Origin of the sequence: Streptomyces noursei, from assembly GCF_001646665.1 — a bacterium.
Taxonomy (GTDB): Bacteria; Actinomycetota; Actinomycetes; order Streptomycetales; family Streptomycetaceae; genus Streptomyces; species Streptomyces lavendulocolor.
In genome coordinates this window covers 1-25,616 of sequence record NZ_LWBU01000191.1, presented here as the reverse complement: position 1 = coordinate 25,616, position 25,616 = coordinate 1, and the positions used below count along the sequence as shown (strand labels likewise).

Here is a 25,616-nt window from a genome sequence, read left to right as displayed (position 1 = left end):
TGCAGGGCGCCGCGGGCCAGGCGAGACTTTACGGACACGACCTAGGACGCCCGCAGCGCCCGAGCGCGTACCGCCTAGGCGCCGTCCGGCCGCCGCTCGACCGTGCGGGCCACGTCCGCCAGGTCGCGCTCCACCGCCCTGGCCACCGCCCGGCGGCCGAGCCCGCCCAGCAGCCGGGCGAGCAGGCCGCGGACGCCGCCCGGCGGTCGGGCGGAGAACACCATCCGGACCAGGGTCCGCCCGGGCGCCGTCTCCCGCACGGTGAACTCCGAGACGTAGTGCGTGCCCCGGGACTCGGCCTCCACCACGTAGCGGGCCGGGGCGTGGCAGGCGGTCACCCACATCTCCTCGGTGGCCTCCTTGCCGAACATCCGGCGCGTCTCGATCCACCGGGTCCCGGTCTGGAACGGGCCCTCCGTCAGCACCTCCACCCGGGTGACGCCGCTCAGGGTGCCGGGCATGCCGGGCAGGTCGGTGAGCGCCTCCCAGACGCGGTCGCGCGGGGCGGCGATGTGCCGTTCGACGGTGACGGCGGTGACCTGCGGCGCATTGCCCATACCGGGATTGTCACCGAGGCGCACGGACCGGACGAGCCGGACGGGCCGGACGGGCGGGACGCGTCGCCCCGGCCGGCCGGCCCCCACCGGCCGATCCCCGGGCCGGGCCGCCGGGCACCGTCCCCACCCGGCCGCCTTCTACAGGTTGAGGTGGGCGAGCACGGCGAGGACCCGCCGGTTGTCGTCACAGGACTGGGCGAGGCCCAGCTTGCCGAAGATGCTGTTGGTGTGCTTGCTCACCGACTTCTCGGTGATGCTCAGCTGCCGGGCGATCGCGGCGTTGCTGCGGCCCTCCGCCATCAGGCCCAGCACCTCGCGCTCCCGGCCGGTGAGGGACTGCACCGGGCCCTGCATCGCGTTGCGGGCCAGCAGCTGCGAGATGACCGACGTGTCCATCGCCGTGCCGCCCGCGGCCACGCGCCGCACCGCGTCGACGAACTCGCCGACGTCGAACACCCGGTCCTTGAGCAGGTACCCGATGCCCCCGCGGTGGTCGGAGAGCAGTTCCTTGGCGTAGAGGTGCTCCACGTGCTGCGACAGGACGAGGACGGGCAGGCCGGGTATCTCCCGGCGCGCCTCGGCCACCGCCTGCAGCCCCTCGTCGGTGAAGGTCGGCGGCAGCCGCACGTCGACGACCGCCACGTCCGGGCGGTGTTCCAGGAGGGCGCGCAGCAGTTCGGGTCCGCTCTCCACGGCCTCGACGACCTCGAAGTCGTTGAGCGTGAGCAGCTGGATGAGGCCCTCCCTCAGCAGGGCGAGGTCCTCGGCGATCACCACGCGCACGGCAGCTCCATGGTCACTGTGGTGGGTCCGCCCACCGGACTGTCCAGTTCGAGTGTTCCGTCGAAGGGGGTGAGCCGGCGCCGCAGGCCGTGCAGCCCGCCGCCCTCCCGGATGGTGGCGCCCCCGGAGCCGTCGTCCCCGACGACCAGCCGCAGCCGCCCGTCGGCATGGTCGAGCCGGACCCACGCCGACGCCGCCCCGCTGTGCTTGACCACGTTGGTGAGGGCCTCGGCGACGGCGAAGTAGCCGGCCGACTCGACCGGCGCCTGCGGCCGGGCGGGCAGGTCGACGTCGACCCGTACGGGCAGCGGCAGGTCCAGCGCGAGGGCCTGCACGGCGCCGTCGAGGCCGCGCTCGGCGAGGACCGGCGGGTGGATGCCCCGCACCAGGTTCCGCAGCTCGGCGAGGGCCAGGGCGCTGGCCTCGCGGGCGTCCACGAGCAGCCGGTGGGCGGCGGCCGGGTCCCTGGCGAACACCTGCTCCGCGAGCCCGAGCTTCAGCCCGATCGCCACCAGCCGGGCCTGGGCGCCGTCGTGCAGGTCGCGTTCGATCCGCCGCAGCTCGGCGGCCTGCGCGTCCACGGCCACGGAGCGTGTCTCGGTCAGCTCCACCACCCGCTGCGACAGGTGGGCGGTGGCGGTGGGCGACAGGAGTGTGCGGGTGAGGGTGGTGTGGGCCCTGAGCAGCGGTTCCCCGCACCACAGGCCGAGGAGGACGAGGCCCGTGCCCTGCACCAGGGCCAGCGCGGCCGTCCCGGGACCGTGTACCGGCCAGGTCAGGCCGTACCCGTACCAGGGTTCCATGAAGGGCCAGAACAGCGGGGTGGCCACCATCCCGTGGAGGCCGTAGACGATCAGGCAGCCGGGCAGCACGCCGAAGACCAGACCGACCGGGGCGTCGATCAGCAGCCACAGCAGGTCCCGCCAGCTGGCCGGGTCGGCCAGCAGCCGCCGGCAGTAGCGCACGCTGCTGGGGACGTCCAGGGGCTCGAAGTCGTCGCCCTCCTGGGGCCGGTAGGGGCTGGGGATGCGCACCCCCCACCATTCGCGCAGGAACCGCCGGTGCAGGTCCGCGAGACCCCGCACGGCGAACAGCGCGATCGGCAGCGTGATGACGCCGATGCCCACCGGCAGTACGGCCAGGGAGACGAGGGACAGGGCGAGCAGCGGTACGGCACCCAGCTGGGAGAGCAGGGCCACGGCCAGGCCGCGCCGTGCGGCCACCAGCCCGGTGCGCGCCCACGGCCACAGCTCGGCGCGCGACCGCGACCACTGCGGCAACCGCGTACTTCCCACGGACGGCCCCCGGCTCGTACGACGGTGCGACGGGCGTTCCCGCTCACCGTGAGCGTACGACAGTCGGGTCAGCAGGAGGACGGAAGGTAGGGTTTTCTCCCCCTCGAAGAGGGGGGCTACACGGCTTCTGCCGGCGTCGCGGTTTTCGCAGACTTGCCGCATGAGCATTGAGTTCGCGACGAAGACGGAAGTGCCCGCGGAGGTTCCCGCGGAGGTCCCCGCGGCGGGGCGGGCCGCACCGCGTCCGGAGGCCGGCGGCAGCGATTTCGCCCGGCTGAGCCGCCGGGTGGCGCGTGCCGGGCTGCTCGACCGGCGCCCCCTGTACTACACGGTGCGGTTCGGTCTTGTGCTCCTGGCCTTCGCCGGCGGTGGGTACGCGCTGTTCGCCCTCGGGGACACCTGGCTGCAGCTCGCCCTCGCGGCGGTCATGTCGGTCGTCTTCGCGCAGGTGGCGCTGATCTCCCACGACCTGGCCCACCGCCAGGTGTTCTCGCAGCGCCTGCACAGCGAGATCGGCGGCCGGATCGCCGCCAATCTGCTCATGGGGATGAGCTACGGCTGGTGGATGAACAAGCACACCCGCCACCACGCCAACCCCAACCACGAGGAGCGGGACCCGGACGTGGCCCCGGACATCCTGGTGTGGTCCGAGCGGCAGGCCAGTCAGGCGAACGGCCTCGCCAGGTTCATAGGACGGCGCCAGGCGTACCTCTTCTTCCCGCTGCTGCTCCTCGAAGGCCTCAACCTCAGCTTCAACAGCTTCCGCGCGCTCCGCAGCCCGACGATGAAGCGCCCCTTCCTGGAGGGGACACTGCTCGTCGTCCACTTCGTCGTGTACTTCGGCGCCGTGTTCGCCGCTCTTCCGCCGGGCAAGGCGTTCGCCTTCATCGGTGTCCACCAGGCCCTGCTCGGCGTCTACATGGGGTGCGTCTTCGCCCCCAACCACAAGGGCATGCTGATGGTGACGCCCGGGATGAAGCTGGACTTCCTGCGCCGCCAGGTCCTCACCTCGCGGAACGTCAGGGGCGGCCGGTTCGTCGACGCCGCCATGGGCGGGCTCAACTACCAGGTGGAGCACCACCTGTTCCCGAACATGCCGTCGCCCGCGCTCGCCGAGGCGGCCCGGATCACCAGGGAGTTCTGCGCGGAGAAGGGCATCCCGTACTACGAGACCGGTCTGCTCCGCTCCTACCGCGAAGTCCTGGGCCACCTGCACCGCGCGGGCCGGCCGATCCGCGAGGCCGGCTGACGGTCCTCGCCGCGCCGGCGGGGAGGTGGAGGGGGGAAGGCAGACGAGTCGGGCTGTACGCCGGGTTCTGTGCCCCGGGACCTCGCGGTCGTCGGGGCGACGGCCATCCATCTAGGACCGGCGTTGCCGCCGGTCTCGTGCGGTCTACCCGCGGACTCGGGCGGGCAGCCCTCATGCGTCCGCGCAGGGACACCGAGGTGTCCCCTTTTGACCTTGCTCCGGGTGGGGTTTACCTAGCTGCCCAGGTCACCCTGGGCACTGGTGGTCTCTTACACCACCGTTTCACCCTTACCGAGGACCGAGGTCCCCGGCGGTCTGTTTTCTGTGGCACTGTCCCGCGGGTCACCCCGGGTGGCCGTTAGCCACCACCCTGCCCTGTGGAGCCCGGACGTTCCTCGGGGAGCGCCCCGAAGGGTCTCCACGCGGCCGTCCGCCCGGCTCGTCTGCCGTGCCGACCATGATACCGGCCAGGACGTCAGACGAAGTCGGCAGTCTCCAGGTCGAACCCGAACGGCTCGGGGAGCGGCAGCGGCTTGCCGAACGGGACGGTGAGGACCTGGCGGTAGTCCTCGTTCTCCGGGTCGCTGAACAGGGTCACCGAGGAGGACTCCCGGTCGACCAGCAGATACAGCGGGATGTCCCCGCGCGCGTAGCAGCGGCGCTTGGTCTCCCGGTCGCGCTGGGGCCGGCTGGAGGTCACCTCGACGACGAGCGCCACGCCCTCGCACGGCATCCAGGATTCGGCGCCGCGGAAGAGGCGGAGCTCGGCGGGGGCGAACGTGACGTCGGGGATGACGTGGCTCCTGGGGCAACTGCCCCCACTGGGAAGCTTCAGACCCTTGTTCCCGGAGACGTCCATGTCGGTACGAGCCCGCCTGATCACCTGCTTGACGATCAGGCTGTTGTAGTCCTCGTGGTCGCCGTCCGGCGGTGGCGTCACGACGATCTCCCCCTCGATCAGCTCGGCCCGGAAGCCCTCCGGCGTCTCCAACGCCAGGAAGCCCTCCAGCAGGACATCCGCCTGCGTGAGCGGTTCATGTGCCATGGCAGTCATGTCACGCCCCTTCCTCGGTCGCTCGTCAGACTGGGACATCGCCGGGCCGCCTGTCGGTGAGATGGGAGCCGTTCCCTCGATCGTGGCACATGATCGGAGACGGGCGCGTGATTGCGGTTGACCCTGCCGCAGCGTCAACGTCTCTACTGGTGTCATGCGGATCGGAGAGATCGCCGGCCTCGTCGGTGTCACGGCGCGGGCGGTACGCCACTACCACCACCTCGGGCTGCTGCCGGAACCGCGGCGGCTGGCCAACGGCTACCGGGACTACACGCTGCGCGACGCCGTGCTGCTGGCCCGGATCCGGCGGCTCACGGAGCTGGGGCTCGGGCTGGACGAGGTGCGGGGCGTGCTGGCGGACGGTGGGGGGTCCCCCTGCTCGAGCGGAGCCGAGAGCTCAAGGGACGGGCGGGAGCTGGTCGACGTGCTGGAGGAGCTGGACGCCGACCTGGCGCGGCGGCAGGAGGAGCTCGCCGCGCGCCGGGAGCGGCTCGGCGTGCTGCTGGAGCAGGCCCGTCAGGGGCGGCTGCCCGCCGAGGGGCCGGTGTCGCCGGGGCTGGCGGAGTTGTTCGGGGACATGGCCAGGGCGTCGGCCGCGCTGCCGGGGCCGGAGCCGGCGATGGCGGCGCGGGACCGGGAGATGCTGGCGCTGCTGGAGACGGTGGTGCCGGAGGCGGAGGGGCACCGGCTGCTGGGCTCCCTGCGGGAGCTGGCCGGGGCGCCGGGTGCGATGGAGCGGGCGTACGAGGTGTACGCGCGGCTCGACGCGCTGGCGGACGCGGCGGCCGACGACGTCCGGGTGGAGGAGACCGCGCGGATGCTGGCCGGGCTGGTGCCGGACGAGATGGTGCCCGACGACATGGGCGACCTGGAGGGCGGGCCGGCCACGGTGTTCTTCGCGGACCTCTCGGCCGCGCAGGCGCGGGTCGTCCGGCGGGCGCTGCGGATCGCCGCGGAGCGTGCGCGGTGAGGCGGGTGGTCCGGGCGGCGGCGTACGCGCTGCTGCCCGCCGAGCTGGTGCTGGTGGTGTGCCTGGTGGCGGGGGTGCGGATACCGGCGGCCGTGGTGGTGGGGGCGGAGGCCGCGGTGGTCGCCCTGATGTGCGCGGAGGCGTTGTTGTACGTGCGGCTGCGACGCCGGGGCGCCGGCCACCGGGAGGCGGTGCGGGAGCTGGTGCCCGAGCCGGTCGTCCGGCTCGTGGGGCACGAGCTGCGGCTGATGGTGAGCCTGGTGCGATGGGCGGCGCGGCGGCCCCACGGGGCGGGAGGGGCGGGCGCCCGGTCCTTCGGGCACGCCCGGGACCAGGCGGCGTACATGTACGGGTTCGCCTTCGTGTGCGTGGTGGAGACGGTCGGCATGTCGTACCTGCTGGCGTCCTGGCCCGTGGTGCACGCCGTGTTCCTGGTGCTGGACGTGTACACGGTGCTGTTCGTGCTGGGGCTGCACGCCGCGTCGGTGACCCGGCCGCATGCGCTGAACGGGGACGGGCTGCGGGTGCGCCAGGGGGCGCACGTGGACCTGGTGGTCCCGCTGGAGCGGATCGCCTCCGTACGGTACGAGCCGCTGTTCTCGCACCGGAAGGAGGAGGGCGTGCTGAACCTGGCCGTGGCATCCCAGACGTCCGTGACCATCGTGCTGAGCGAGCCCGTCACGGCCGTGCGGTTGCTGGGCGCCCCGTACCCGGTGCGGCTGGTGCGGTGCCCCGCGGACGACGCCCGGGGCATGGTGGACGCGCTCAGGCGGGCGCGAACAGCGCCTTCTCCCGTCCCGGGTCCGCCCGGATGAGCCGTACGCGCAGCCTCGCCCCCAGCGGGAGCGGTTCGGTGCCGCCCTCGACGCGGGCGACGACGGCGGGGTCGTCCAGGTGGACGGTGCCGACCGCGGGGTCCCGGTCGTGGACGTCCACGACGTACGCGTCGAAGACCTCGCCCACCCGCCCGGCGAGCAGGGCGGCCTCCACGATGTCGACGCATCCGCGCTCGACCGCGCCCGCCCTGCGCGCGCCCTCCGCCATCCGTCGCGGGAGGCCCGGCAGCGCAACCCGCACCCATTCGGGGGGCTCCTGTCCGGCGACCGCGGCCAGGCACAGTTCGCCGGCGTACCGGTCGACGAGGCGCCGCAGCGGGGCGGTGCAGTGGGTGTACTCGTCGGCGACGGCGGCGTGGACGGCCGGGTCGGGGGTGTCGCCGTCGGTGAAGACGGTGTAGCCGGCGCCGCGCAGGAGGGTGGTGCAGTCCTGGAGGAAGGCGGCGTGGCGGGTGTCGTGCGGGTCGAGGCCGCGGACGAGGGCGGCGTACGAGACGTGGTGCGGCCACTCGACGCCGAGGGCCTTCGCGGAGCGGCGGAGCCTGGCGACGGCGCCGTCCGGCGCGGTGGGCAGGGTGCGCAGGACACCGGTGCCGGCGGCGGTCATGAGGTCGGCGGCGGCCATCCCGGTGAGCAGGGAGAGCTGCGCGTTCCAGGCGTCGGCGGGGCGTGGGGCGCGGTACTCGGTGACGTACGTGCCGTCGCGTGCGACGACCTCCTGCTCGGGGACGTTGAGGGAGATCCCGCCGCGCTCGGTCTCCAGCCGCTGGCGGAGGGTGCCGATCTCGCGCAGCAGGGCGAGCGGCTCCTCGGCGGTGCCCGTGTCGAGCTGCCGCTGGACGCCCTCGTAGTCCAGGCGGACGCGGCTGCGGACCAGGGCGCGGTCGACGTGGGTGGCGACGCGGCGGCCGTCGGCGTCGAGGTCGATGCGCCACAGCAGGGCGGGGACGGTCCGGCCGGGGAGGAGGCTGGCGGCGCCCTCGGAGAGCACGGCGGGGTGGAGGGGGACGCGGCCGTCGGGGAAGTAGAGGGTCTGGACGCGGTGGTGGGCCTCGGTGTCGACCGCGCCGCCGGGGGTGACGAAGGCCGCGACGTCGGCGATGGCGTAGTGGACGCGGTAGCCGCCGGCGCGGCGCGCGAGGTGCATGGCCTGGTCGAGGTCGGTGGACCCGGGCGGGTCGATGGTGAGGAAGGGCAGGTCGGTGGCGTCGCGGCCGGGCAGGCGCGGGGCCCGGGCGGCGGCCTCGGCCTCGGCGAGGACGGCCGGCGGGAAGGCGGCGGGGACGTCGAGCTCGGTACGGAGCGCGCGCAGGGCGGCCCGCAGGTCCGCCTCGGCCGCGCCGGTCACACGCATCTGGCGGCGGGGCATGGGTCGAGCGTAGGGCGCCGGGCACCGGGTGGCACCTCGTGCGCCGCGGCGCTTTGTACGCTGGCGCGGGGCCGCATCCCCGTTTTCGTCCGTACTGAAGGAGAACCACCGTGCTCGTGCTGTTGCCGCCCTCGGAAGGAAAGGCCGCGTCGGGGAGCGGCGCTCCGCTGGAGCCGGGTTCACTGTCGCTGCCGGGGCTGGCGGCCGCGCGGGCGGCCGTGCTGGAGGAGCTGGTGGAGCTGTGCGCCGGTGACGAGGAGAAGGCGCGGGAGGTCCTCGGGCTGAGCGAGGGCCTGCGCGGCGAGGTGGCGAAGAACGCCGCCCTGCGGACGGCGGGTGCGCGGCCGGCCGGGGAGATCTACACGGGTGTGCTGTACGACGCGCTGGGGCTGGCGACGCTGGACGGGGCCGCGCGGGAGCGGGCGCGCACGTCGCTGCTGGTGTTCTCGGGGCTCTGGGGTGCGGTGCGGGTGGACGACCGGATCCCGTCGTACCGGTGCTCGATGGGTGTGAAGCTGCCGGGTCTCGGGGCGCTGGGGGCGTTCTGGCGGGCGCCGATGGCGGAGGTCATGCCGGAGGCGGCCGGGGACGGGCTGGTGCTGGATCTGCGGTCGGCGGCGTACGCGACGGCGTGGCGGCTGAAGGGCGAGGTGGCGGCGCGGACGGCGACGGTGCGGGTGCTGCACGCGCCCACGCGCAAGGTGGTCAGCCACTTCAACAAGGCGACCAAGGGCCGGATCGTACGGAGCCTGCTGGAGGCGGGCGCCGTTCCGGCAGCGCCCGGTGAGCTGGTCGAGGCGCTGGGGGATCTCGGGTACGTGGTGGAGACGCCGGCGGCCGGGAAGCTGGACGTGCTGGTCGACGACATCCACTGACATTGCACCCTCCGCAACGGTCGTTGCGATGGTTGCCGCGGCTGGGCAGGATGGGCCCATGACTCCCGCCCCGTCCGTGCTGGACCACGCCCCCGTCCTGCCCGTGGTCGTCGTCGAGAACGCCGCCGACGCGGTGCCGCTGGCCCGGGCGCTGGTGGCGGGCGGGCTCCCGGCGATCGAGGTGACGCTGCGGACACCGGCGGCGCTCGACGCGATCCGGGCGATCGCCGCCGAGGTGCCGGGCGCGGTGGTCGGCGCGGGCACCGTCGTCTCCGGGCGGGGGGTCTCGGACGCGGTGGGCGCGGGGGCGCGGTTCCTGGTGAGCCCCGGCTGGACGGGCGGGCTGCTGGACGCGATGGAGGCGTCGGGCGTGCCGTTCCTGCCGGGCGTCTCGACGGCCTCCGAGGTCGTGGCGCTGCTGGAGCGCGGGGTGCGGGACATGAAGTTCTTCCCGGCCCAGGCGGCCGGCGGCACCGCGTACCTGAGGTCACTGGCCGGTCCACTGCCGCAGGCGCGGTTCTGCCCGACGGGCGGGATCTCCGCCGCTTCGGCGCCGGACTACCTGCGGCTGCCGAACGTGGGATGCGTCGGTGGTACGTGGATGCTGCCGGGCGACGCGCTCGCGGGCCGGGACTGGGCCCGCGTGGAAGCGCTGGCGCGGCAGGCGTCGACGCTGCGCGGCTGACGCGCCGGCCCGCCGCCGCGCCCGCGTTCGCCGATTCCGTGGCCGCCGCCCCGGCGACCACCGCCCCGGCCAACGCCGCCCCGGCGAGCGCCGCGGGTCACCGGAGCGCGATGTCCACGTGGTCGCTCACCGGGCGGTAGCCCAGGCGCTGGTAGAGCGCCGTGCTGATGGGGTTGGCGAGGTCGGCGAAGAGCAGCACCTGCGCGGCGCCCGCCTCCCGGGCGGCGTGGCCCACGGCGGCGGTGACGGCCCCCGCGTAGCCGCGGCCCCGCAGTTCGGGGGGCGTGTAGACGGGTGCGATACGCGACTGCCCGGCGACGACCGGCGAGTGGGCGGCCATCGAGACGGGTACGCCACCGGCCTCCCAGACGTACAGCCCTCCGTACCCGACGCGCCGTTCGGCGTTCGCCGCGTGGTCGGTGGCCGGGGCCACGCCGATGTCCGCGGCGAAGGCGCTCATCCAGGCGGCGGCGAGCGGCACGTCGGCGGCGGTGGCGCGCCGCGCGGTGCCGGGCGGGACGGGCCGGGGCGGAGCCGGCTCGGCGAGCCGGTACAGCCGGCTGCGGCGGGTGACCGTCCAGGAGCCTCCCGGCCCCGTCCATGACTCGGCGAACACCCGCGCGGACCGCTCGCCGCCCTTCACGCCCCCGATGGGCGTCCCGCGCAGGGCCTCGGCGAGCTGCCGGGCGGCCTCGTCGGGCATGGGGCCCAGCAGCGGGTCCCGGGGCGGGGTCCGGACGGCCACCGCCTCGACGGGCCCGCCGGGGACGCGGCGCCACAGTCCGAACCGGGCGTCCCCGGCCCCCAGCGCCCGGGGGCCGTGGCGCAGGACCGTCTCCGCGACGGTGAGCGGCACGGTGTTGCCCGCCGGGTCGGCCGCGAGGCACCGGTCCGCCTCGCGGCGGAACTCCTCGGCGTCGTGGGTGAACTCCCAGCCCATGACGCTCAGCGGAGGTGGGACGTGTCGTTCAGGAGGCGGACCGAGGCGTTGCCGTCCCGGTAGTACGCCACAGCCGAGACGGAGGCGGCGGACAGCTCCATCCGGAACAGCGACTCCGGCGGGGCGCCCAGCGCGAGGCGGACCAGCGTCTTGATGGGCGTGACGTGCGTGACCAGCAGGACGGTGCGGCCCGCGTGGCGGGCGGTCAGGCGGTCGCGGGCCGCCGCGACCCGGAGCGCGACCTCCGCGAAGGACTCGCCGCCCGTGGGGGCCGCGTCGGGGGACGCCAGCCAGGCGTCCATGTCGTCCGGGTACCGCTCGCGCACCTCCGCGAACGTCAGGCCCTCCCAGGCGCCGAAGTCCGTCTCGCGCAGCTCGTCGTCGACGTGGACGTCCAGGCCGAGGCGGGCCGCGACCGTGGCGGCGGTCTGCCGGCACCGGGCGAGCGGGGAGGACACGATCTCCTGGACCGTGCCGCGCGCCGCGAGGGCCGCCGCGACCGCGTCGGCCTGCCGCCGGCCCACCGGGGACAGGTCGGGGTCGCTGCCGCCGCTGCCCGAGAAACGCTTCTCCGGAGTGAGCGCGGTCTCGCCGTGCCGCAGCAGCACGAACGTGGCCGGCGCCCCGAGGTCCGCCGTGGCCGCCCAGCCGACGGGCGGTGCGGCGGTCGCGGTACGGCCGGCGTCCCGGCTCGCCGCCGCGGCGGCGGGCGGGCCGCCTGCGGACGCGGCCGAGGAGGCCGAGGGGGCCGCGCCGGACGCCACCGGGGCACCGGCCGCCGTCTCGGCCCGCACGGACGCCCCCGTAGCCCCGGAGGCCGCAGCGGTCCCAGCGGCACCCGCCGCCCCGGAAGTCGCAGCGGTCCCAGCGGCACCCGCCGCCCCGGAAGTCGCAGCGGTCCCAGAGGTCCCAGCCGCCCCAGTGCCAGCCGCCTTCGCCGTCCCCGCGAGTGCCGCGCGGGCCTTGGCGGCGCCCGCCGCCGCGTCGCCGACGACCCTCGCCGCGCCCGCGTCGGGGGTGCCGGAGCCGGGACGTGCGCCGCCCGCGTCCAGCGCGGCCGTGGAGGTGGACGGCTGCCACTGGCCGCCGCGCTTGCCGGCGTCCATCGCCTCGTTGGCGAGCCGGTCGGCGTGCTTGTTCCGCTCGCGCGGGATCCACTCGTAGGTGACCTGCGACGGCGGGAAGATCCGGGCCGCCTCCGCCGCCAGCGGCTTCATGTCCGGGTGCTTGATCCTCCAGCGCCCGGACATCTGCTCGACCACCAGCTTGGAGTCCATCCGGACCCGGACCGTCGCCTCGGGCGCCAGCTCGCGCGCCGCCTTCAGCCCGGCCACCAGGCCCTTGTACTCGGCGACGTTGTTGGTGGCGACGCCGATGTACTCGGCCGCCTCCACCAGCGGCTCCCCCGACACCGGGTCCAGGACCACCGCCCCGTACCCCGCCGGCCCCGGGTTGCCCCGGGAGCCGCCGTCGGCCTCGACGATCAGTTCCCGCAGGTCCGGCATTACAGGCCCGATTCGGCCGTACGTACCAGGATGCGGCGGCAGTTCTCGCACCGTACGACGGTGTCGGGCGCCGCGGCGCGCACGTCGTTCACCTCGGTGATGTTCAGCTCGATGTGGCAGCCCTCGCAGCGGCGCTGGTACAGGCGGGCCGCGCCGACCCCGCCCTGCTGCTCGCGGATCTTCTCGTACAGCTTCATCAGGTCGGCCGGTACGGAGCCGGCGACCAGGTCGCGCTCCTTGGCGACGGACGCGGCCTCGCCGTCCAGCTCCTGCGTCGCGGCGTCCCGGCGGGCGACGGCGTCGTCGACCTTGGACTGGACGGAGGACACCCGCTCGGTCAGCTCGGCCACGCGCTCCTGGGCGGACTCGCGGCGCTCCATGACCTCCAGGACGACGTCCTCCAGGTCACCCTGGCGCTTGGCCAGCGAGACGATCTCCTTCTGGAGGTTCTCCAGGTCCTTGGGGGACGAGACGGCCCCGGAGTCCAGGCGCTGCTGGTCGCGGACGGCGCGCTGGCGCACCTGGTCCACGTCCTGCTCGGCCTTGGTCTGCTCGCGGGCGCAGTCGCTCTCCTCGGTCTGCGCGGCGACGAGAAGGTCCCGCAGCTGGCTGAGGTCCTTGTTCAGCGACTCGATCTCGGCGTGCTCGGGCAGGGACTTGCGCTTGTGGGCGAGCTGCGACAGGCGTACGTCGAGGGACTGGACGTCGAGGAGTCGGATCTGGTCGGCGGGCGCGGCGTTCAGTTGGGGGCTCCAGAAGAAGAGTGGTGGGACCACGGGTCGGTGACCGTCTTCGAGACGTGGACCCGCAGGTCCCAGCCGTGACGGTCGGAAATCTCGTCGAGCTGGGCTGCGGCCAGCTCGCACCAGGGCCATTCGGTGGCCCAGTGGGCGGCGTCGACCAGCCCCAGCGGTGAGTGCTGGGTGGCCTCGGAGGCCGGGTGGTGGCGCAGGTCGGCGGTGAGGAACGCGTCCACGCCCGCCGCGCGCACCGCGTCGAAGAGGCTGTCGCCGGAGCCGCCGCTGACGGCGACGGTGCGGACGGTGGCGTCGAGGTCGCCGGCGACGCGGATGCCCTGCGCGGTGGCGGGCAGCCGCTCGGCGGCCCGGGCGGCGAAGGCGCGCAGGGTCTCGGGCGGGTCCACCTCGCAGATCCGCCCCAGGCCGTTCTCGGGGACGAGGGGGCCGGTGACGCGCAGGCCGAGGGCGCCGGCGAGGGCGTCGGAGACGCCGGGGTCGGCGGTGTCGGCGTTGGTGTGCGCGACGTGCAGGGCGATGTCGTTGCGGATCAGGGTGTGGACGACCCGGCCCTTGAAGTGGCCGGCCGCCACCGTCGTCGTGCCGCGCAGGTAGAGCGGGTGGTGGGTGACGATCAGGTCCGCGCCGAGCGCGAGTGCCTCGTCGGCGATCTCCTGCACCGGGTCGACGGCGAACAGGACGCGGGTGACCTCGGCGTCGGGGTCGCCGCAGACGGTGCCGACGGCGTCCCACTGTTCGGCCCGCTCGGGCGGCCAGAGGGCGTCGAGCTCGGCGATGACTTCAGACAGACGGGGCACGGAGGAAAGGCTACCTGGCCTGCCCTCCGGCCCCGTACCTGTGGCGCTTCCCGCCCGGGGACGGCCGGCCGCGGCCCGGGCCGGTCCGGCGGCCGGCCGCCCGCCGGACCCGTCGGCGCGCGGGCGAAGGCGGCCCGGCCAGCACAACCGCACACCGCTTCTCAGGCGAATCAGGACATCGACACCCTTATAGGTGAAGTGCGGTAACTCTCATTGTTCGGCTTCGAGTACGAAAACTAGCTTCGGTCGCCGGAGGTGACGAGTCGATGACAGCCTGTGCCATCGAGACCGCCGCGGAGGACGACGGCGCGGTGTCGCGTCGGGCTTTCACCATCGCGGCGAACGGCGCCTACGCGGCGCGGCTGGCGGGTGACGGCGAGGCCCTGTTCCCGGAGCGCTGGACGCTGGACGGGCCCGAGCCGTACGCGGTCCCCCTCCCCGCCGCCCAGCCCGAGGACCCGCACGCCCAGGTGCTGCCCCTGGTGGACGGGCGGGTGCTGATCGCCCGCCGGACGGCCGGACGGTACGTCTTCTCGCTGCTGTACCCGACGGGGCCGCGCACCGGTGAACTGCCGCTGGGCGCGGTCGAGTCGGCGTCGCTGCGGTTGCTGCCCCCGCCCCCGGACGGGGCGCGCGCCTACGCGCTGGCGCCCGGGGAGCACTCGACGGGTGTGTGGCTGGTGGCGGGCGGGGCGCACGGGGCGCCCGAGCACGTCGCGGAGATCAGGGGGCGGTGCTCCGGCGGGGCGTGGCTGGACCGTACCGGCCGGATGCTGGCGCTGGACCGGCGGCTGGAGGAGGGCGGGCCGGCCAAGGCGGTCGCCGTGGACCTGGAGCGGGGCGGCGAGGTGACGCCGCTGCTCCAGATCACGGACGACAGCGAGGACCGGGTGCTGCTGGCGGATCCGGACAGCGGGCTGCTGCTGATCCGTTCCGACGCGCCGTCACCGGGCCACCACCGGCTGGGGTGGGGCGTCCTGGGCAGCATGATGCCCGTGCGCTTCCCGGAGTGCCTGCGGCTGCCCGACGCCGCGGTCACGCCGTTCGCGGTGCAGCCGGGACAGACGCTCACCCCGGAAACCTGTGCGGTGGCGGTGCGGATCGACGCGGCGGCGGGGAGCTGGCTGGGGCTGTGGCGGCCGGCGGGGCGGCGGCTGCACCAGTTGCCGGCGCCGCGGGGCTGGCTGGCCGGGGCGGGGCTGTGGACGCGGGACGGGGTGCTGCGGCTGCCGTACGCGACCGGGGCGGTGCCGTGCGGGCTGGCCGGGGTGGACGCGGCCCGGGTGGAGGCGGCGCGGTCGGGCGGCGAGCGGGCCCGGGGCGCCGCCCGGGAGGCGGGCGCGGTGCGGGCCGGTGACGAGCGGGAAGCGGGCGCGGTGCGCGCCGGTGACGCGGTGCGGGCGGGCGACGGGCGGGCGGCGGTGCCGGAAGGGTCCGTACCGGATGCGGCCACACCATCGGCACAAGCGGAATGCGCTGGTGGGGAACCGTCCGGGCCTGTGACGACTCCTGGTGTGTGCAAGCCGGTACCGCTCCAGCAGGCGCCGCTCACCGGCCGCGCGGGCCCTGGATAGACTCTCGGGCCGCAACATCGTCAGCGATCATTTACGGGGTGACTTCCCACATGTCTGAAGCCAGCACCGACACGACCCACGGGCGACCGCAGGGGGACGCCGGCGGCTCCGGAAAGCACCGCGGCGGTGCGGCGTCGACGGAGGACCTGTCGACGCAGCCGCACGGCCGCCACCGCAAGGAACCGCACCACAGCGCGGCCTGACGGGACGACAGCAGCCGGAAGGGGCCGCCCCGGGGAGAACCCCCGGTGGCGGCCCCTTCGCCGTGCCGGACGGCGGGAGGTCGTGACCGGCGCCCGTACGGCGGCGTGCATCGGCGGCGCCGCGGCCGGGCCGTCCCGTGGGGGTGGCGCGGGCCGTGGCGGTACGGCCGGCTGCCACCGCCGGGACGGGGTCACGCGCCGGAGCGGCCCCGTGCGGACCGGACGCCGGGTGCGGGACGCGGCGGGACCGGCTGCGCGGATGGGTCGGGTCGGGAGGTCAGAGCTTGTCCATGCCCTTGTACGGACTGACGATGCGGGCCTTCTGGGACCCGAAGTCGACCAGGGTGGCGATCTGGTCCTCGACGGCGATGACCGTGCCGAGGCCGTGCCGGTCGTGGGAGACCCGGTCCCCCACCGCGAAGTGCTTGACCGGTGCGGCGACGGGGGCTTTGAAGGGACTGGTGGCGAGGTGGCGCCGGGGCGCGGATCGGTTCGTCATTTCCCGCCAGTATGCGGCACGGAGGCCCGATCGGGCAGGGGGCTGCCTCGACCGTGACCTACGGCTCGGCCCGGCGGGGCAGCCAGAGCAGCATCAGCACGGCTCCCGCCAGCAGGATGCCAGCGCCGGTGCGGAAGGCCAGCGCGTACCCGGCGGTCAGCGCCTCCGGCCCCGTCCCGCCCGCCGTCCGTGCCGCGGCGACGGTCGACAGGACCGCCAGCCCCAGGGCCCCGCCCATCGTGCGGGACGTGTTGACCAGCCCCGAGACCAGGCCGGCGTCGCCCGGCGCGGCCCCCGACGTGGCGAGCGAGGCGAGCGGGGTGATGGCCAGCCCCATGCCCGCCATCATCAGGACGCCGGGCCCGAGGATGGTGGTGACGTACGTCCCGTCCGCCTCCATCAGCGACTGCCAGCCGAACCCGGTGGCGGCGACCAGCGTGCCGATCACCGCGAGGTTGCGCGCCCCGGTCGTCACCATCAGCCGGGGCGCCAGCTTCGAGCCGACGATGACGCTGACCGAACTCGGCACGAGGGCGAGACCGGCCTGGAGCGGGGTGTACCCGAGCACGTTCTGGGCGTACACGGTCATGAAGAACCACATGCCGAACGAGGCCGAGCCGTTCACCACCATCGACACGTTGGCCGCCGTCACGGCCCGGGAGCGGAACACCTTCAGCGGCATGAGCGGGGCCTTCGCCCGGGCCTCCACGGCCACGAACGCGGCCAGCAGCGCCACCCCGCCGAGCAGCGGCCACAGGGTCGACGGCGCGCCCCAGCCGGCCTGCTCGGTCTGCACGATGCCGTACGCCACCGCCGCGAGGCCACCGGTGACGAGGACCGCGCCGGGCAGGTCGAGCCGCCGCCCGCCCTCCGTCCGGCTCTCGCGGATCCACACCGCGGCGCCGGCGAGCACCAGGACGCCGACCGGCACGTTGATCAGCAGCACCCAGCGCCAGGACAGCAGGTCGGTCAGGACGCCGCCGACCAGTCCGCCGGCCGCCCCGCCGGCCGCCCCCACCGCCGACCAGGTGGCTATCGCCCTGGTCCGCGCGGGCCCGGGCGGCACCGCGCCGGTCACGATGGTGAGCGTCGCGGGCGCGAGGACCGCCGCGCCGAGCCCCTGCGCGGCACGGGCGGCGAGCAGGTGCCAGCCCTGCTCGGCGAGCCCGCCTGCCACCGAGGCGGCGGTGAACAGCCCGAGTCCGACCAGGAACATCCGCTTGCGCCCGAACAGGTCCGCCGCCCGGCCGCCGAGCAGCATGAACCCGGCGAAGGCGATCGAGTAGGCGTTGAGCACCCACTGGAGGCCGACCGCGGACAGACCGAGGTCGGCCCGCATGGACGGCAGGGCCACGTTCACCACGGAGACGTCGAGGACCACCAGGAACTGGCCGGCGCAGGCGGCGAGGAGCACCGCCCAGGTGCGGGCGGCGGGGCGGGAGGGTCCGGTGGCCGTGCGGGCGCGGTCGGCTTCGGTGCGGGGCTGCGGCATGCGTGTCATGGTCGCAGTTGTGGTGCGGTCCGTACATGCGGATATGGGCCTACGCCGGAAGTCCCGGCCGCACCCCCTCCGCCTACGATGTGACCGCCCAGTACGGACGTCCGACCAGGAGGAACCCATGGCCGTGCCCGCCGCGCCCAAGCCGGAGACGCTCGCCGCCTTCGAGGCCGCCAAGGGGTTCATGCCCGTGCGCGAGGGGCTCGCGCTGTACGCCGCCGCCGCCGAGGCCGGGAAGCTGGGCCTGCCGCTGCTGGAGGTCGGCACGTACTGCGGGCGTTCCACGATCCTGCTCGCCGACGCCGCCCGCGCCGCGGGCACCGTGGCCGTCACCGTCGACCACCACCGGGGCAGCGAGGAGCAGCAGCCGGGGTGGGAGTACCACGACCCCTCGGTGGTGGACCCGGAGGTGGGGCTGATGGACACCCTGCCGACGTTCCGGCGCACGCTGCACCGGGCGGGGCTGGAGGAGCACGTCGTCGCGGTCGTCGGCCGCTCGCCGCAGGTCGCCCGGGTGTGGGCGGGCGAGCTGGGCCTGGTCTTCATCGACGGCGGCCACACCGACGAGCACGCCACGGCCGACTACGAGGGCTGGGCGCCGCGCGTGGCGCAGGGGGGCCTGCTGGTCGTCCACGACGTGTTCCCCGACCCGGCGGACGGCGGCCAGGCCCCGTACCGCGTCTGGCTGCGGGCCCTGGAGTCGGGCGCGTTCACGGAGGTGTCGGTGACGGACTCGCTGCGGGTGCTCCGCCGTTCGGGACCGGGTCACTGACCTGACGGCCCGCCACCCGCCCGGCGGCGTCCGCCGTTCCGGCCCGATCGGCGGGACACCGCCTAGCATCACGGTGTGCACCACGACGACAGTCCGCCGGCCCCGCGCCCGCGCCGCCGCCCCGCGTCCGCCCTCGCCCTCGCCGTGTCGGCGGCGGCCGTGCTGGTGTGCGCGTCGGCCTGCGGGGCGCCGAGCGGTCCGGCGGACGGCGCCCCGCCGGGGACGCGGCCGGCTCCCGGGCCTTCCGCGCCGTCCGCCGCCGGCTCGGCGCCCGCCGGCGCGGCGCCGCTCGCCGGACGGACGGTCGTGATCGATCCGGGCCACAACCCGGGCAACTTCGCTCACACCCGTGAGATCAACCGGCCCGTGGACATCGGGACGAACCGCAAGGAATGCGACACCACGGGGACGTCCACCAACTCCGGTTACACGGAGGCCGCATTCACCCTGGATGTTTCACACCGTCTTCGCACACTCCTGCGCGAGCTGGGCGCGACCGTGGTCCTCACCCACGACGCCGACCGCCCCTACGGCCCCTGCATCGACGAGCGGGCCCGCCTCGGGAACGCCGCCCGGGCCGACGCCGTGGTCTCCGTCCACGCGGACGGCTCGGCCGCCGGCAACCGCGGCTTCCATGTGATCCTGCCCGCCGCGGTCAAGGGCGGCACGGCCGACACCGCGCCGATCGTCGGTCCGTCGCGGTCCCTCGGGGTGAACGTCGCGCGTGAGTTCGCCCGTGCCACCGGGAGCGCGCCCGCCAACTACGTGGGCGGCGGCACGGGTTTGGACGTACGCGAGGATCTCGGCGGGCTGAATCTGTCGACCGTGCCCAAAGTCTTCGTCGAATGCGGCAATATGCGTGACCCGAAGGACGTCGCATTGCTGACAGACGCGGCATGGCGGCAGAAAGCGGCTCAGGGGATCGCGGCCGGCGTCCGTACCTACCTGCGGGGCTAGCTCCGGCGGACGGTAGCCTGCCGGGGGTCCGGGGTCGCCCCGGACCCTGACCCGTACCGCATCCGTACGATGGGGCCGGCCACCCCCGTGCACCGCGCCACCCCGACGAGACGAACCGACGAAGGACTCTTACACGTGAACATCCGCTCCCTCACTCGAGGCGATGGCGTGGTGATCGGAGCAGCGGTGGTGCTGTTCATCGCCTCGTTCCTCGGCCTCACCAGTTTCGAATGCCCCACGGGCGTCGACTGCTCGGGCTTCGACAAGAGCAACGCCTGGGACAGCCTGGGCCTCCTCATGAGCATGTTCCTCTCCGGTGTCATCGGGGCGGCGCTGATCGTGGTCGGGCGCGCCATGCCGGGCCGCAAGGTCGCGGGCATCGACCTGGGCCAGTTCGGCGTGGCCTTCTGCATCTTCGCCCTGTGGACGGCGTTCTGGACCATCATCGACATGGACGCCGACGCCGGTGCCGGCATGATCCTGGGCCTGCTCTCCACGATCGTCCTGGCCGCCGCCGCGGTCGCCGCTCCGCTCGTCCCGGCGCTCAAGGCCCCCCTCGTGGGCGCGCCGCGTCCGCAGCAGCCGCAGCCGTACGGCGGGCAGCCGCAGGGCGGTTACGGCTACCCCGGTGCCCAGCAGCCGCCGTACGGCGCGCAGCCCGAGGGTGGTTACGGCTACCCGGGCGGCCAGACCGGGCAGCCGGGCCAGCCGCAGCCGTCGCACGCCGGTCAGCCGGCCCCGCAGGCGCAGGCCCAGCCGCAGCCGGGCCAGCCGTCCCAGGGCGGGCAGGGCCAGCAGGCCGCGCCCGCCTCGGACTTCTCGCCGTTCTGGTTCGCCGTGCCGGTGGCCCGTCCGCTGTACGCGGAGGACGGTTCCCCGACGCCGATCGCGGAACTGGCGCCCGGCACCTGGTACCTGGCGGTCGAGCAGCGCGGCCAGGGCCTGGTGGCCCAGACACAGGACGGCCGCCGCGGCGTGCTCCAGGACACCACGGGCATCCAGCGCGGCTGAGCCCCGGTCCCGTACGCGTACGGCCCCTCGCCCTTCCGGGCGGGGGGCCGTCGTCGTACCGCCCGCGGGGGCCGGACCGGCGCCGCCGGCTGGTTTGTGGGGCGGCGCAGCGGCAATCCGTAGCGCATGTCTCCCCGTCACCGGAACGGTAGCGCGCAGGCGGCGACCGCCATAGCGGTCGTCGCCGATGTCATGGCCGCCATCATCGGCCTGTGGATCCTGATGTATCTCTTCGACGCCAACCGGGCCAACGACCTGGTGCAGTTCGTCCAGGACACGGCACGCTGGCTCGCCGGCTGGTCCCACGACCTGTTCACCTTCGACACGGCCTGGCTGCGGGTGGTGGCGGGCTACGGTCTCGCCGCGCTCGTGTACCTCTTCCTCGGCCACGCCCTCGCCGGCCGTCTGCGCCGGTACTGACACCGGCGGGCCGGCCGGCCCGGGCGGGGCCCGGCGGCCGGCCGCCGGGGACGGCCGTCAGCGGGCGGTGGTGCCCCAGGTGTGGGCCACGTCCACCACGAGGCGGTCGGGCAGCTGGAGGACCCGGTAGGGCAGCCGGGCGCGGACGCCGATGCCGACCTGGGTGTCGCCCTCGAAACTGCCCGCGAACCGGGTGTCCTTGAAGGTCCGGTAGCCGGTGAGGTTCACCCCGGGCAGCGGCTGGGCCACCCTGCCCCGGTACGTCGCCCCGCCGGTCTCCGGGTCGTAGGAGGGCGCGGCGACGCGCACCTCCAGCACGGCCCCGCCGGCGACCGGGACGTGCCGCCCCGAGCCGTCCTGGTAGAGCCGGGACACGTACCGGACGTCGTAGCCGATCCGGCCGCTGCCGACCCCGGGGACGTGGAACACCATCCGGTCGAAGCACTCGTGGCGACCGGTCCTGATGTCCCGCAGCGAGGCGGTCGCCGCGGCGGCGGCGGTCTTCTGGGCGCTGCCCCAGCCGGTGGGGCAGACGGTGGCGGCCCGCGGGGCGGCCGTGGTGGCCGCCTGGGCCGGTACCGTGAGCAGTCCGAGACCGGCGCCCGTGAGCAGGAGGGTCGCCAGTGCCGTGGTGCGACGCTTCATCGTTTTCCCCTGACGCTGGGTTCTTTGTCGGGTTGGACGACCGGGGCCGCCGGATGGTTGCGCACGAATCACCCGCAAGACGCCCCGGTCGGTCAACTCGGGTACCCCGCGGCAAGGATGGCGAATCCGGGCACCCCGGTCCGGTGGGTCACCCGCAGCAGTCGGGGGCCAGCCCTTCCGGGAGGCGTTCGCCGCCGAAGACGGCCGTGGTCGCCTCGTCCCCGCCCAGCGCGGCCACCGCGAGCAGCAGGGAGCCGGCCGTCCAGGTGGTCAGCTCCTCGGGCCAGACGGCGCGGTTGCCCTCGAAGACGTAACCCGTCCAGTACATGCCGCCGGGGCCGCGCAGATGGCCGATGGACTGGAGGATCTGCAGGGCGCGGTCGGACTCGCCCATCGCCCAGAGGGTGAGGGCCAGTTCGCAGCTCTCGCCGCCGGTGACCCAGGGGTTGGGCAGGACGCAGCGGACGCCGAGGCCGGGGACCACGAAGTCGTCCCAGGCGCTCTCGATCCGCTCCTTCGCCGCCGCGCCGGTGACGGCGCCGCCGAGGACCGGGTAGTACCAGTCCATCGAGTAGCGGTTCTTGTCGAGGAACCGCTCGGGGTGGTGCCGGATGGCGTGGGCGAGCGCCCCGGTGGCCAGCTCCCAGTCGGGCTGGGGCTCCTCGCGCGCCTCGGCGATCGCGAGGGCGCAGCGCAGCGCCTGGTGGATGGAGGAGGAGCCGGTGAGCAGCGCGTCGGTGACGGGCGTGCCGTCGGGCTCGCGCTTCCAGCCGATCTGGCCGCCGGGCTGCTGGAGGCGGAGCACGAACTCGACGGCGGCGTACACGACGGGCCACATCCGGTCGAGGAAGGTGTCGTCGCCGGTGGCGAGGTAGTGGTGCCAGACGCCGACCGCCACGTAGGCGCAGAAGTTGGTCTCGCGGCCGTGGTCGGTGACCCGGGTGTGGTCGCCGTCGTGGTAGGCGGCGTACCAGGACCCGTCGTCGTTCTGGTGCCGGGCGAGCCATTCGTAGGCGCGGGCGGCGGCGGCGTGCTCGCCGGCCGTGTCCAGGGCCATGGCGGCCTCGGTGTGGTCCCACGGGTCGAGGTGGTGGCCGCGGAACCAGGGGATGGCGCCGTCCTCGCGCTGGGCGGCGAGGATGCCGGCGACGGTCTCGGCGGCCTGACCGGCGGTGAGGACGCCGGGCAGGACGAGGTGTTCGGTGCTCCTGCCCGCCTCGCTGGGGGGTGCCCCCTCGGAGTGCGTCATGCGGTCTCGGCCTCGGCCTTCGGCAGGTGCGGCTTGGTCGCGTACGCCACGAAGCTCTTGCCCAGGACGGGGTTGAGGGCCCGCTCGGCGAGGCGGGTGGCGAGGGGCTTCTTCATGATGTCCCAGACCAGCAGCTTGTGGTACGCCCGCACCGGCAGCGCCTTGTCGTTGTCGACGCCGAAGGCGCACTTCAGCCACCAGTAGGGCGAGTGCAGCGCGTGGGCGTGGTGGGTGCCGTAGGGCTTGAGCCCGGCCGCGCGGATCCTGGCGAGCAGTTCGTCGGCCTTGTAGATGCGGATGTGGCCGCCCTCGACCTCGTGGTACGCGTCGGAGAGCGCCCAGCAGACCTTCTCGGGGCCGTAGCGGGGCACGGTGACGGCGATGCGGCCGCCGGGCTTGAGGACACGCACCATCTCGGCGAGGACGCCCTTGTCGTCGGGGATGTGCTCCATCACCTCGGAGATGATCACGACGTCGAACGACTCGTCCGGGAACGGCAGGTTGAGGGCGTCGCCCTCCATGGCGGTGGCGGTCGCCCCGGCGGGCGCCTCACCGGCCTCCTTCATGGCGGCGAACCACTTGGCGACCTCGCGGATCTCCTCGGCGTTCTGGTCGAGGGCGACGACCCGGGCTCCGCGCCGGTAGCACTCGAAGGCGTGCCGTCCCGCGCCGCAGCCCAGGTCGAGGACGCGGTCGCCGGGGGCGAGCGGGAAGCGGGTGAAGTCGACGGTCAGCACGGGGACGGCCTGCTTTCACGGAGGAGGGGGGAGGGTGTGCGGGGGGAGGGCGAGGTCATCGGCGGGCTCCGCGTGCCGCGATCGCCTCGCGGTACAGCTCCGCCGTGCCCTGGGCGGCGCGGGCCCAGGTGAACCTGTCCAGCACCCGTGCGCGGCCCGCCGCGCCGAGCCGGGCGCGCAGCGCCGCGTCGTCGAGCAGCCGGCCGAGGCCGGCCGCGAGGGCGCCCGCGTCGCCGGGCGGGACGGCCAGGCAGGTCTCGCCGTCGGGGCCGGCGACCTCGGGGATGGCGCCGCCGGTGGTGGCGACCAGCGGCGTCCCGGTGGCCATCGCCTCGGCGGCGGGCAGCGAGAACCCCTCGTACAGCGAGGGCACGCAGGCGACCTGGGCGCTCCGGTACAGGTCGACGAGTTCGGCGTCGGTGACGCCCTTGACGAACCGGACGGCGCCGTCGAGTCCGTACCGCTCGATGGCTTGGGCGACCGGCCCGTCCTCGGCGCGCCTGCCGACGACGACGAGGTGGGCGTCGGGGTTCTCGGTACGGAGCTTGGCGAGCGCCTCGACGAGGTGGACGAGGCCCTTGAGCGGGACGTCGGCGCTGGAGGTGGTGACGATCCGGCCGGTCACCTCGGGGACGGACGGGTCGGGCGACCACAGGTCGGTGTCGGCGCCGATGTGGACGACGCGGATGCGGTCCTGCCGGACGCCCAGGTGCTCGACGATCTCGTCGCGGGAGGTGCCGGAGACGGTGAGCACCGACGGCAGGCGGCGGGCGACGCGCTTCTGCATGCGGGTGAAGGCGTACCAGCGGCGGACGGAGGCGCGGCGCTTCCAGTCGCCCGCGGCGTCCAGCTCCAGCTGCCGGTCCACCGTGATGGGGTGGTGGATGGTGGTGACGAGCGGGGCGCCGATGTCGCCGAGGAGGCCGTACCCGAGGGTCTGGTTGTCGTGGACGACGTCGAAGTCGCCGCGGCGGGCGGCCAGGTGGCGCCGGGCGCGCAGCGAGAAGGTGAGCGGTTCGGGGAAGCCGCCGGTCCACATGGTGGCGACCTCGACGGCGTCGATCCAGTCGCGGTACTCGTCGCGCTTGGGCGTGCGGAAGGGGTCGGGCTGCCGGTACAGGTCGAGGCTGGCCAGCTCGGTGAGCGGCACGCCCTCGTCGAGCACGGGGTAGGGCTGGGAGCCGATCACCTCGACGGCGTGCCCGAGGCGGGCGAGTTCGCGCGAGAGGTGGCGTACGTAGACGCCCTGCCCGCCGCAGAACGGGTTGCCCTTGTACGTGAGGAGCGCGATGCGCAGCGGGGCGTCGCCGCCTCCGGTGTCACCGCCGCGGGGGCCTGCCTCTATGGCCTCAGCGGTCACTCGCGGCCCCCTTCTGCCTTGCGTTTCGCCGGAGCGTAACCGGTCGCGCTAATCTAGAACAAGTTTCAGACTTGATCGTTCAAGGAGCTTCGAATCTACCGGCAGGTAGCGCCGCTGTGAGGGCCGGTCCGGGTGATTCACGCCACGGCGGGCGCCCGGCGGTACCGGCCCGTACGCACACCTGTACGCCGGAGAACGGAACCAACGGAACGGGACTCATGACAGCGGAAGTCAGACCGGCCTCGCCGCCGCTCACCGAGCGCCAGGAGGCGCGCCGCCGCCGCATCCTCCACGCCACCGCCGAACTGGCCTGCCGGGGCGGCTTCGACGCCGTCCAGATGCGCGAGGTCGCCGAGGCGGCGGAGGTCGCGCTGGGCACCCTGTACCGGTACTTCCCCTCCAAGATCCACCTGCTGGTCGCGACCATGCAGGACCAGCTCGACCATCTGCACGCGACGCTGCGCAAGCGGCCGCCGTCCGGTGCGGCCGCCTCGGAGCGGGTCGCGGAGACGCTGATGCGGGCCTTCCGGGCCCTCCAGCGGGAGCCGAACCTGGCGGACGCGATGGTGCGGGCGCTGACGTTCGCGGACCGCGGCGTGAGCCGGGAGGTGGACACCGTCTCGCGGCGGACGACGGCGATCATCCTGGACGCGACGGGGCTGGAGCACCCGACGCCGCGGCAGCTCTCGGTGGTGCGGGTGATCGAGCACACCTGGCACTCGGCGCTGATCACCTGGCTGTCGGGGCGGGCGTCGATCGCCCAGGTGAAGGTCGACATCGAGACCGTGTGCCGCCTGATCGACCTGCCGGACCCGGCCGCGGACCCGGCGGCGGACGCGGAGCCGGCCGGCCCGGCCGTGCCCGCGTAGGCCGGCCGGGCCGGCCGCGGACGCGGGGGGGGGGGCGGACGCGGCGGGAGCCGGGCCCACCGGCGGCCCTGACCGCGCCGCGTGCGGCGGGAGCCGCGGCGGCGGCGCTAGGGAGTGTCCGCAAAGTGTCGGCGTCCGCCCGAAGGGCG

The 25,616-nt window shown here is 74.7% G+C and carries 27 protein-coding genes and 1 other RNA gene; 12 read left to right on the top strand and 16 right to left on the bottom strand.

What is annotated here, in order from left to right:
• Positions 1-74 precede the first annotated feature (74 nt).
• From A4V12_RS16715 to A4V12_RS16705, 3 genes are all read right to left on the bottom strand, one after another.
• A complete protein-coding gene (locus A4V12_RS16715) occupies positions 75-557 on the bottom strand; it encodes an SRPBCC family protein (RefSeq protein WP_064070196.1) in 483 nt (160 codons plus the stop codon).
• A gap of 138 nt (positions 558-695) precedes the next feature.
• On the bottom strand, positions 696-1,340 hold the full coding sequence (locus A4V12_RS16710) for a response regulator transcription factor (protein WP_064070152.1): 645 nt from the start codon (positions 1,338-1,340) through the stop codon (positions 696-698).
• Positions 1,328-2,635, bottom strand: coding sequence for a sensor histidine kinase (locus A4V12_RS16705; protein WP_234372199.1), 1,308 nt, complete (start codon positions 2,633-2,635; stop codon positions 1,328-1,330). The genes A4V12_RS16710 and A4V12_RS16705 overlap by 13 nt, the downstream gene beginning before the upstream one ends.
• A gap of 160 nt (positions 2,636-2,795) precedes the next feature.
• Between A4V12_RS16705 and A4V12_RS16700 the strand changes: the two genes are divergently transcribed.
• Positions 2,796-3,884 carry a fatty acid desaturase family protein gene (locus A4V12_RS16700; RefSeq protein WP_064070151.1) on the top strand — a complete coding sequence of 363 codons (1,089 nt, stop codon included), beginning with the start codon at positions 2,796-2,798 and terminating at the stop codon, positions 3,882-3,884.
• Between the two features lie 40 nt (positions 3,885-3,924).
• Here the strand turns inward: A4V12_RS16700 and rnpB are convergent.
• Together rnpB and A4V12_RS16690 are read right to left on the bottom strand one after the other, a co-directional pair.
• Positions 3,925-4,326: RNase P RNA component class A (gene rnpB / locus A4V12_RS16695), an RNA gene on the bottom strand.
• 33 nt (positions 4,327-4,359) lie between these two features.
• Complete coding sequence (locus A4V12_RS16690) at positions 4,360-4,929, bottom strand: Uma2 family endonuclease (protein ID WP_064070150.1); 570 nt, start codon at positions 4,927-4,929, stop codon at positions 4,360-4,362.
• Positions 4,930-5,092: 163 nt separating this feature from the next.
• On the opposite strand from A4V12_RS16690, the gene A4V12_RS16685 reads away from it, so the two are divergent.
• Together A4V12_RS16685 and A4V12_RS16680 are read left to right on the top strand one after the other, a co-directional pair.
• Complete coding sequence (locus A4V12_RS16685) at positions 5,093-5,908, top strand: MerR family transcriptional regulator (protein ID WP_064070149.1); 816 nt, start codon at positions 5,093-5,095, stop codon at positions 5,906-5,908.
• On the top strand, positions 5,905-6,723 hold the full coding sequence (locus tag A4V12_RS16680) for a hypothetical protein (protein WP_064070148.1): 819 nt from the start codon (positions 5,905-5,907) through the stop codon (positions 6,721-6,723). The genes A4V12_RS16685 and A4V12_RS16680 overlap by 4 nt, the downstream gene beginning before the upstream one ends.
• On the opposite strand, the gene A4V12_RS16675 is transcribed toward A4V12_RS16680, so the two are convergent.
• Positions 6,674-8,113: an RNB domain-containing ribonuclease gene (locus A4V12_RS16675; RefSeq protein ID WP_064070147.1), complete on the bottom strand. Its 1,440-nt coding sequence runs from the start codon at positions 8,111-8,113 to the stop codon at positions 6,674-6,676. The genes A4V12_RS16680 and A4V12_RS16675 overlap by 50 nt on opposite strands.
• Before the next feature lie 110 nt (positions 8,114-8,223).
• Here A4V12_RS16675 and yaaA point away from each other — a divergent pair, with 110 nt between their 5' ends.
• Positions 8,224-8,988, top strand: coding sequence for a peroxide stress protein YaaA (yaaA, locus tag A4V12_RS16670; RefSeq protein WP_064070146.1), 765 nt, complete (start codon positions 8,224-8,226; stop codon positions 8,986-8,988).
• A gap of 58 nt (positions 8,989-9,046) precedes the next feature.
• Entirely contained in the window at positions 9,047-9,673 is a 627-nt protein-coding gene (gene eda, locus A4V12_RS16665; protein WP_107415420.1) for a bifunctional 4-hydroxy-2-oxoglutarate aldolase/2-dehydro-3-deoxy-phosphogluconate aldolase, read from the top strand.
• 97 nt (positions 9,674-9,770) lie between these two features.
• Here the strand turns inward: eda and A4V12_RS16660 are convergent, their stop codons facing one another.
• From A4V12_RS16660 to A4V12_RS16645, 4 genes are read right to left on the bottom strand one after another with little or no spacing between them, the layout of a single operon-like run.
• Positions 9,771-10,613, bottom strand: a complete 843-nt coding sequence (locus tag A4V12_RS16660; protein ID WP_064070144.1) for a GNAT family N-acetyltransferase — start codon at positions 10,611-10,613, stop codon at positions 9,771-9,773.
• Between the two features lie 5 nt (positions 10,614-10,618).
• Complete coding sequence (locus tag A4V12_RS16655) at positions 10,619-12,109, bottom strand: bifunctional RNase H/acid phosphatase (protein ID WP_064070194.1); 1,491 nt, start codon at positions 12,107-12,109, stop codon at positions 10,619-10,621.
• 8 nt (positions 12,110-12,117) lie between these two features.
• Complete coding sequence (locus A4V12_RS16650; protein ID WP_199831307.1) at positions 12,118-12,861, bottom strand: CT398-like coiled coil hairpin domain-containing protein; 744 nt, start codon at positions 12,859-12,861, stop codon at positions 12,118-12,120.
• Entirely contained in the window at positions 12,858-13,673 is an 816-nt protein-coding gene (locus A4V12_RS16645; protein WP_064070143.1) for a Nif3-like dinuclear metal center hexameric protein, read from the bottom strand. The genes A4V12_RS16650 and A4V12_RS16645 overlap by 4 nt, the downstream gene beginning before the upstream one ends.
• A gap of 266 nt (positions 13,674-13,939) precedes the next feature.
• On the opposite strand from A4V12_RS16645, the gene A4V12_RS16640 reads away from it, so the two are divergent.
• Together A4V12_RS16640 and A4V12_RS38035 are read left to right on the top strand one after the other, a co-directional pair.
• Positions 13,940-15,247 (top strand): hypothetical protein, encoded by a 1,308-nt coding sequence (locus A4V12_RS16640; protein ID WP_064070142.1) that lies wholly within the window; start codon positions 13,940-13,942, stop codon positions 15,245-15,247.
• A gap of 50 nt (positions 15,248-15,297) precedes the next feature.
• Positions 15,298-15,450 carry a hypothetical protein gene (locus A4V12_RS38035; protein ID WP_199831305.1) on the top strand — a complete coding sequence of 51 codons (153 nt, stop codon included), beginning with the start codon at positions 15,298-15,300 and terminating at the stop codon, positions 15,448-15,450.
• Between the two features lie 277 nt (positions 15,451-15,727).
• Here A4V12_RS38035 and A4V12_RS16635 read toward each other — a convergent pair whose 3' ends face one another.
• Complete coding sequence (locus A4V12_RS16635) at positions 15,728-15,949, bottom strand: hypothetical protein (protein ID WP_064070141.1); 222 nt, start codon at positions 15,947-15,949, stop codon at positions 15,728-15,730.
• A gap of 58 nt (positions 15,950-16,007) precedes the next feature.
• Positions 16,008-17,450 (bottom strand): MFS transporter, encoded by a 1,443-nt coding sequence (locus A4V12_RS16630; protein ID WP_079137084.1) that lies wholly within the window; start codon positions 17,448-17,450, stop codon positions 16,008-16,010.
• 118 nt (positions 17,451-17,568) lie between these two features.
• Here A4V12_RS16630 and A4V12_RS16625 point away from each other — a divergent pair, with 118 nt between their 5' ends.
• The 4 genes from A4V12_RS16625 (at position 17,569) to A4V12_RS16610 (ending at position 20,607) form a co-directional block, all read left to right on the top strand.
• Positions 17,569-18,219 (top strand): class I SAM-dependent methyltransferase, encoded by a 651-nt coding sequence (locus A4V12_RS16625; protein WP_064070139.1) that lies wholly within the window; start codon positions 17,569-17,571, stop codon positions 18,217-18,219.
• A 75-nt stretch (positions 18,220-18,294) separates the two neighbouring features.
• Positions 18,295-19,176, top strand: a complete 882-nt coding sequence (locus tag A4V12_RS16620) for an N-acetylmuramoyl-L-alanine amidase (RefSeq protein ID WP_064070138.1) — start codon at positions 18,295-18,297, stop codon at positions 19,174-19,176.
• Positions 19,177-19,344: 168 nt separating this feature from the next.
• Complete coding sequence (locus A4V12_RS16615) at positions 19,345-20,187, top strand: hypothetical protein (RefSeq protein ID WP_064070137.1); 843 nt, start codon at positions 19,345-19,347, stop codon at positions 20,185-20,187.
• 126 nt (positions 20,188-20,313) lie between these two features.
• Positions 20,314-20,607: a hypothetical protein gene (locus A4V12_RS16610; protein ID WP_064070136.1), complete on the top strand. Its 294-nt coding sequence runs from the start codon at positions 20,314-20,316 to the stop codon at positions 20,605-20,607.
• A gap of 57 nt (positions 20,608-20,664) precedes the next feature.
• On the opposite strand, the gene A4V12_RS16605 is transcribed toward A4V12_RS16610, so the two are convergent.
• From A4V12_RS16605 to A4V12_RS16590, 4 genes are all read right to left on the bottom strand, one after another.
• Positions 20,665-21,252: an AMIN-like domain-containing (lipo)protein gene (locus tag A4V12_RS16605; protein ID WP_199831303.1), complete on the bottom strand. Its 588-nt coding sequence runs from the start codon at positions 21,250-21,252 to the stop codon at positions 20,665-20,667.
• Positions 21,253-21,400: 148 nt separating this feature from the next.
• Complete coding sequence (locus A4V12_RS16600; RefSeq protein WP_064070135.1) at positions 21,401-22,501, bottom strand: prenyltransferase/squalene oxidase repeat-containing protein; 1,101 nt, start codon at positions 22,499-22,501, stop codon at positions 21,401-21,403.
• Entirely contained in the window at positions 22,498-23,238 is a 741-nt protein-coding gene (locus A4V12_RS16595; RefSeq protein WP_064070134.1) for a class I SAM-dependent methyltransferase, read from the bottom strand. The genes A4V12_RS16600 and A4V12_RS16595 overlap by 4 nt, the downstream gene beginning before the upstream one ends.
• 55 nt (positions 23,239-23,293) lie before the next feature.
• Positions 23,294-24,598: a glycosyltransferase family 4 protein gene (locus tag A4V12_RS16590; RefSeq protein WP_064070133.1), complete on the bottom strand. Its 1,305-nt coding sequence runs from the start codon at positions 24,596-24,598 to the stop codon at positions 23,294-23,296.
• A 218-nt stretch (positions 24,599-24,816) separates the two neighbouring features.
• On the opposite strand from A4V12_RS16590, the gene A4V12_RS16585 reads away from it, so the two are divergent.
• Positions 24,817-25,467, top strand: a complete 651-nt coding sequence (locus A4V12_RS16585; RefSeq protein WP_064070132.1) for a TetR family transcriptional regulator — start codon at positions 24,817-24,819, stop codon at positions 25,465-25,467.
• Positions 25,468-25,616: the final 149 nt, after the last annotated feature.

Excerpts from the sequence above, each read along its gene's own strand:
- A4V12_RS16715 (WP_064070196.1), bottom strand. The coding sequence starts at position 557 with ATGGGCAATGCGCCGCAGGTCACCGCCGTCACCGTCGAACGGCACATC.
- A4V12_RS16700 (WP_064070151.1), top strand. The coding sequence starts at position 2,796 with ATGAGCATTGAGTTCGCGACGAAGACGGAAGTGCCCGCGGAGGTTCCC.
- A4V12_RS16690 (WP_064070150.1), bottom strand. The coding sequence starts at position 4,929 with ATGGCACATGAACCGCTCACGCAGGCGGATGTCCTGCTGGAGGGCTTC.
- A4V12_RS16685 (WP_064070149.1), top strand. The coding sequence starts at position 5,093 with ATGCGGATCGGAGAGATCGCCGGCCTCGTCGGTGTCACGGCGCGGGCG.
- A4V12_RS16675 (WP_064070147.1), bottom strand. The coding sequence starts at position 8,113 with ATGCCCCGCCGCCAGATGCGTGTGACCGGCGCGGCCGAGGCGGACCTG.
- eda (WP_107415420.1), top strand. The coding sequence starts at position 9,047 with ATGACTCCCGCCCCGTCCGTGCTGGACCACGCCCCCGTCCTGCCCGTG.
- A4V12_RS16660 (WP_064070144.1), bottom strand. The coding sequence starts at position 10,613 with ATGGGCTGGGAGTTCACCCACGACGCCGAGGAGTTCCGCCGCGAGGCG.
- A4V12_RS16640 (WP_064070142.1), top strand. The coding sequence starts at position 13,940 with ATGACAGCCTGTGCCATCGAGACCGCCGCGGAGGACGACGGCGCGGTG.
- A4V12_RS38035 (WP_199831305.1), top strand. The coding sequence starts at position 15,298 with ATGTCTGAAGCCAGCACCGACACGACCCACGGGCGACCGCAGGGGGAC.
- A4V12_RS16635 (WP_064070141.1), bottom strand. The coding sequence starts at position 15,949 with ATGACGAACCGATCCGCGCCCCGGCGCCACCTCGCCACCAGTCCCTTC.
- A4V12_RS16630 (WP_079137084.1), bottom strand. The coding sequence starts at position 17,450 with ATGACACGCATGCCGCAGCCCCGCACCGAAGCCGACCGCGCCCGCACG.
- A4V12_RS16625 (WP_064070139.1), top strand. The coding sequence starts at position 17,569 with ATGGCCGTGCCCGCCGCGCCCAAGCCGGAGACGCTCGCCGCCTTCGAG.
- A4V12_RS16610 (WP_064070136.1), top strand. The coding sequence starts at position 20,314 with ATGTCTCCCCGTCACCGGAACGGTAGCGCGCAGGCGGCGACCGCCATA.
- A4V12_RS16605 (WP_199831303.1), bottom strand. The coding sequence starts at position 21,252 with ATGAAGCGTCGCACCACGGCACTGGCGACCCTCCTGCTCACGGGCGCC.
- A4V12_RS16600 (WP_064070135.1), bottom strand. The coding sequence starts at position 22,501 with ATGACGCACTCCGAGGGGGCACCCCCCAGCGAGGCGGGCAGGAGCACC.
- A4V12_RS16585 (WP_064070132.1), top strand. The coding sequence starts at position 24,817 with ATGACAGCGGAAGTCAGACCGGCCTCGCCGCCGCTCACCGAGCGCCAG.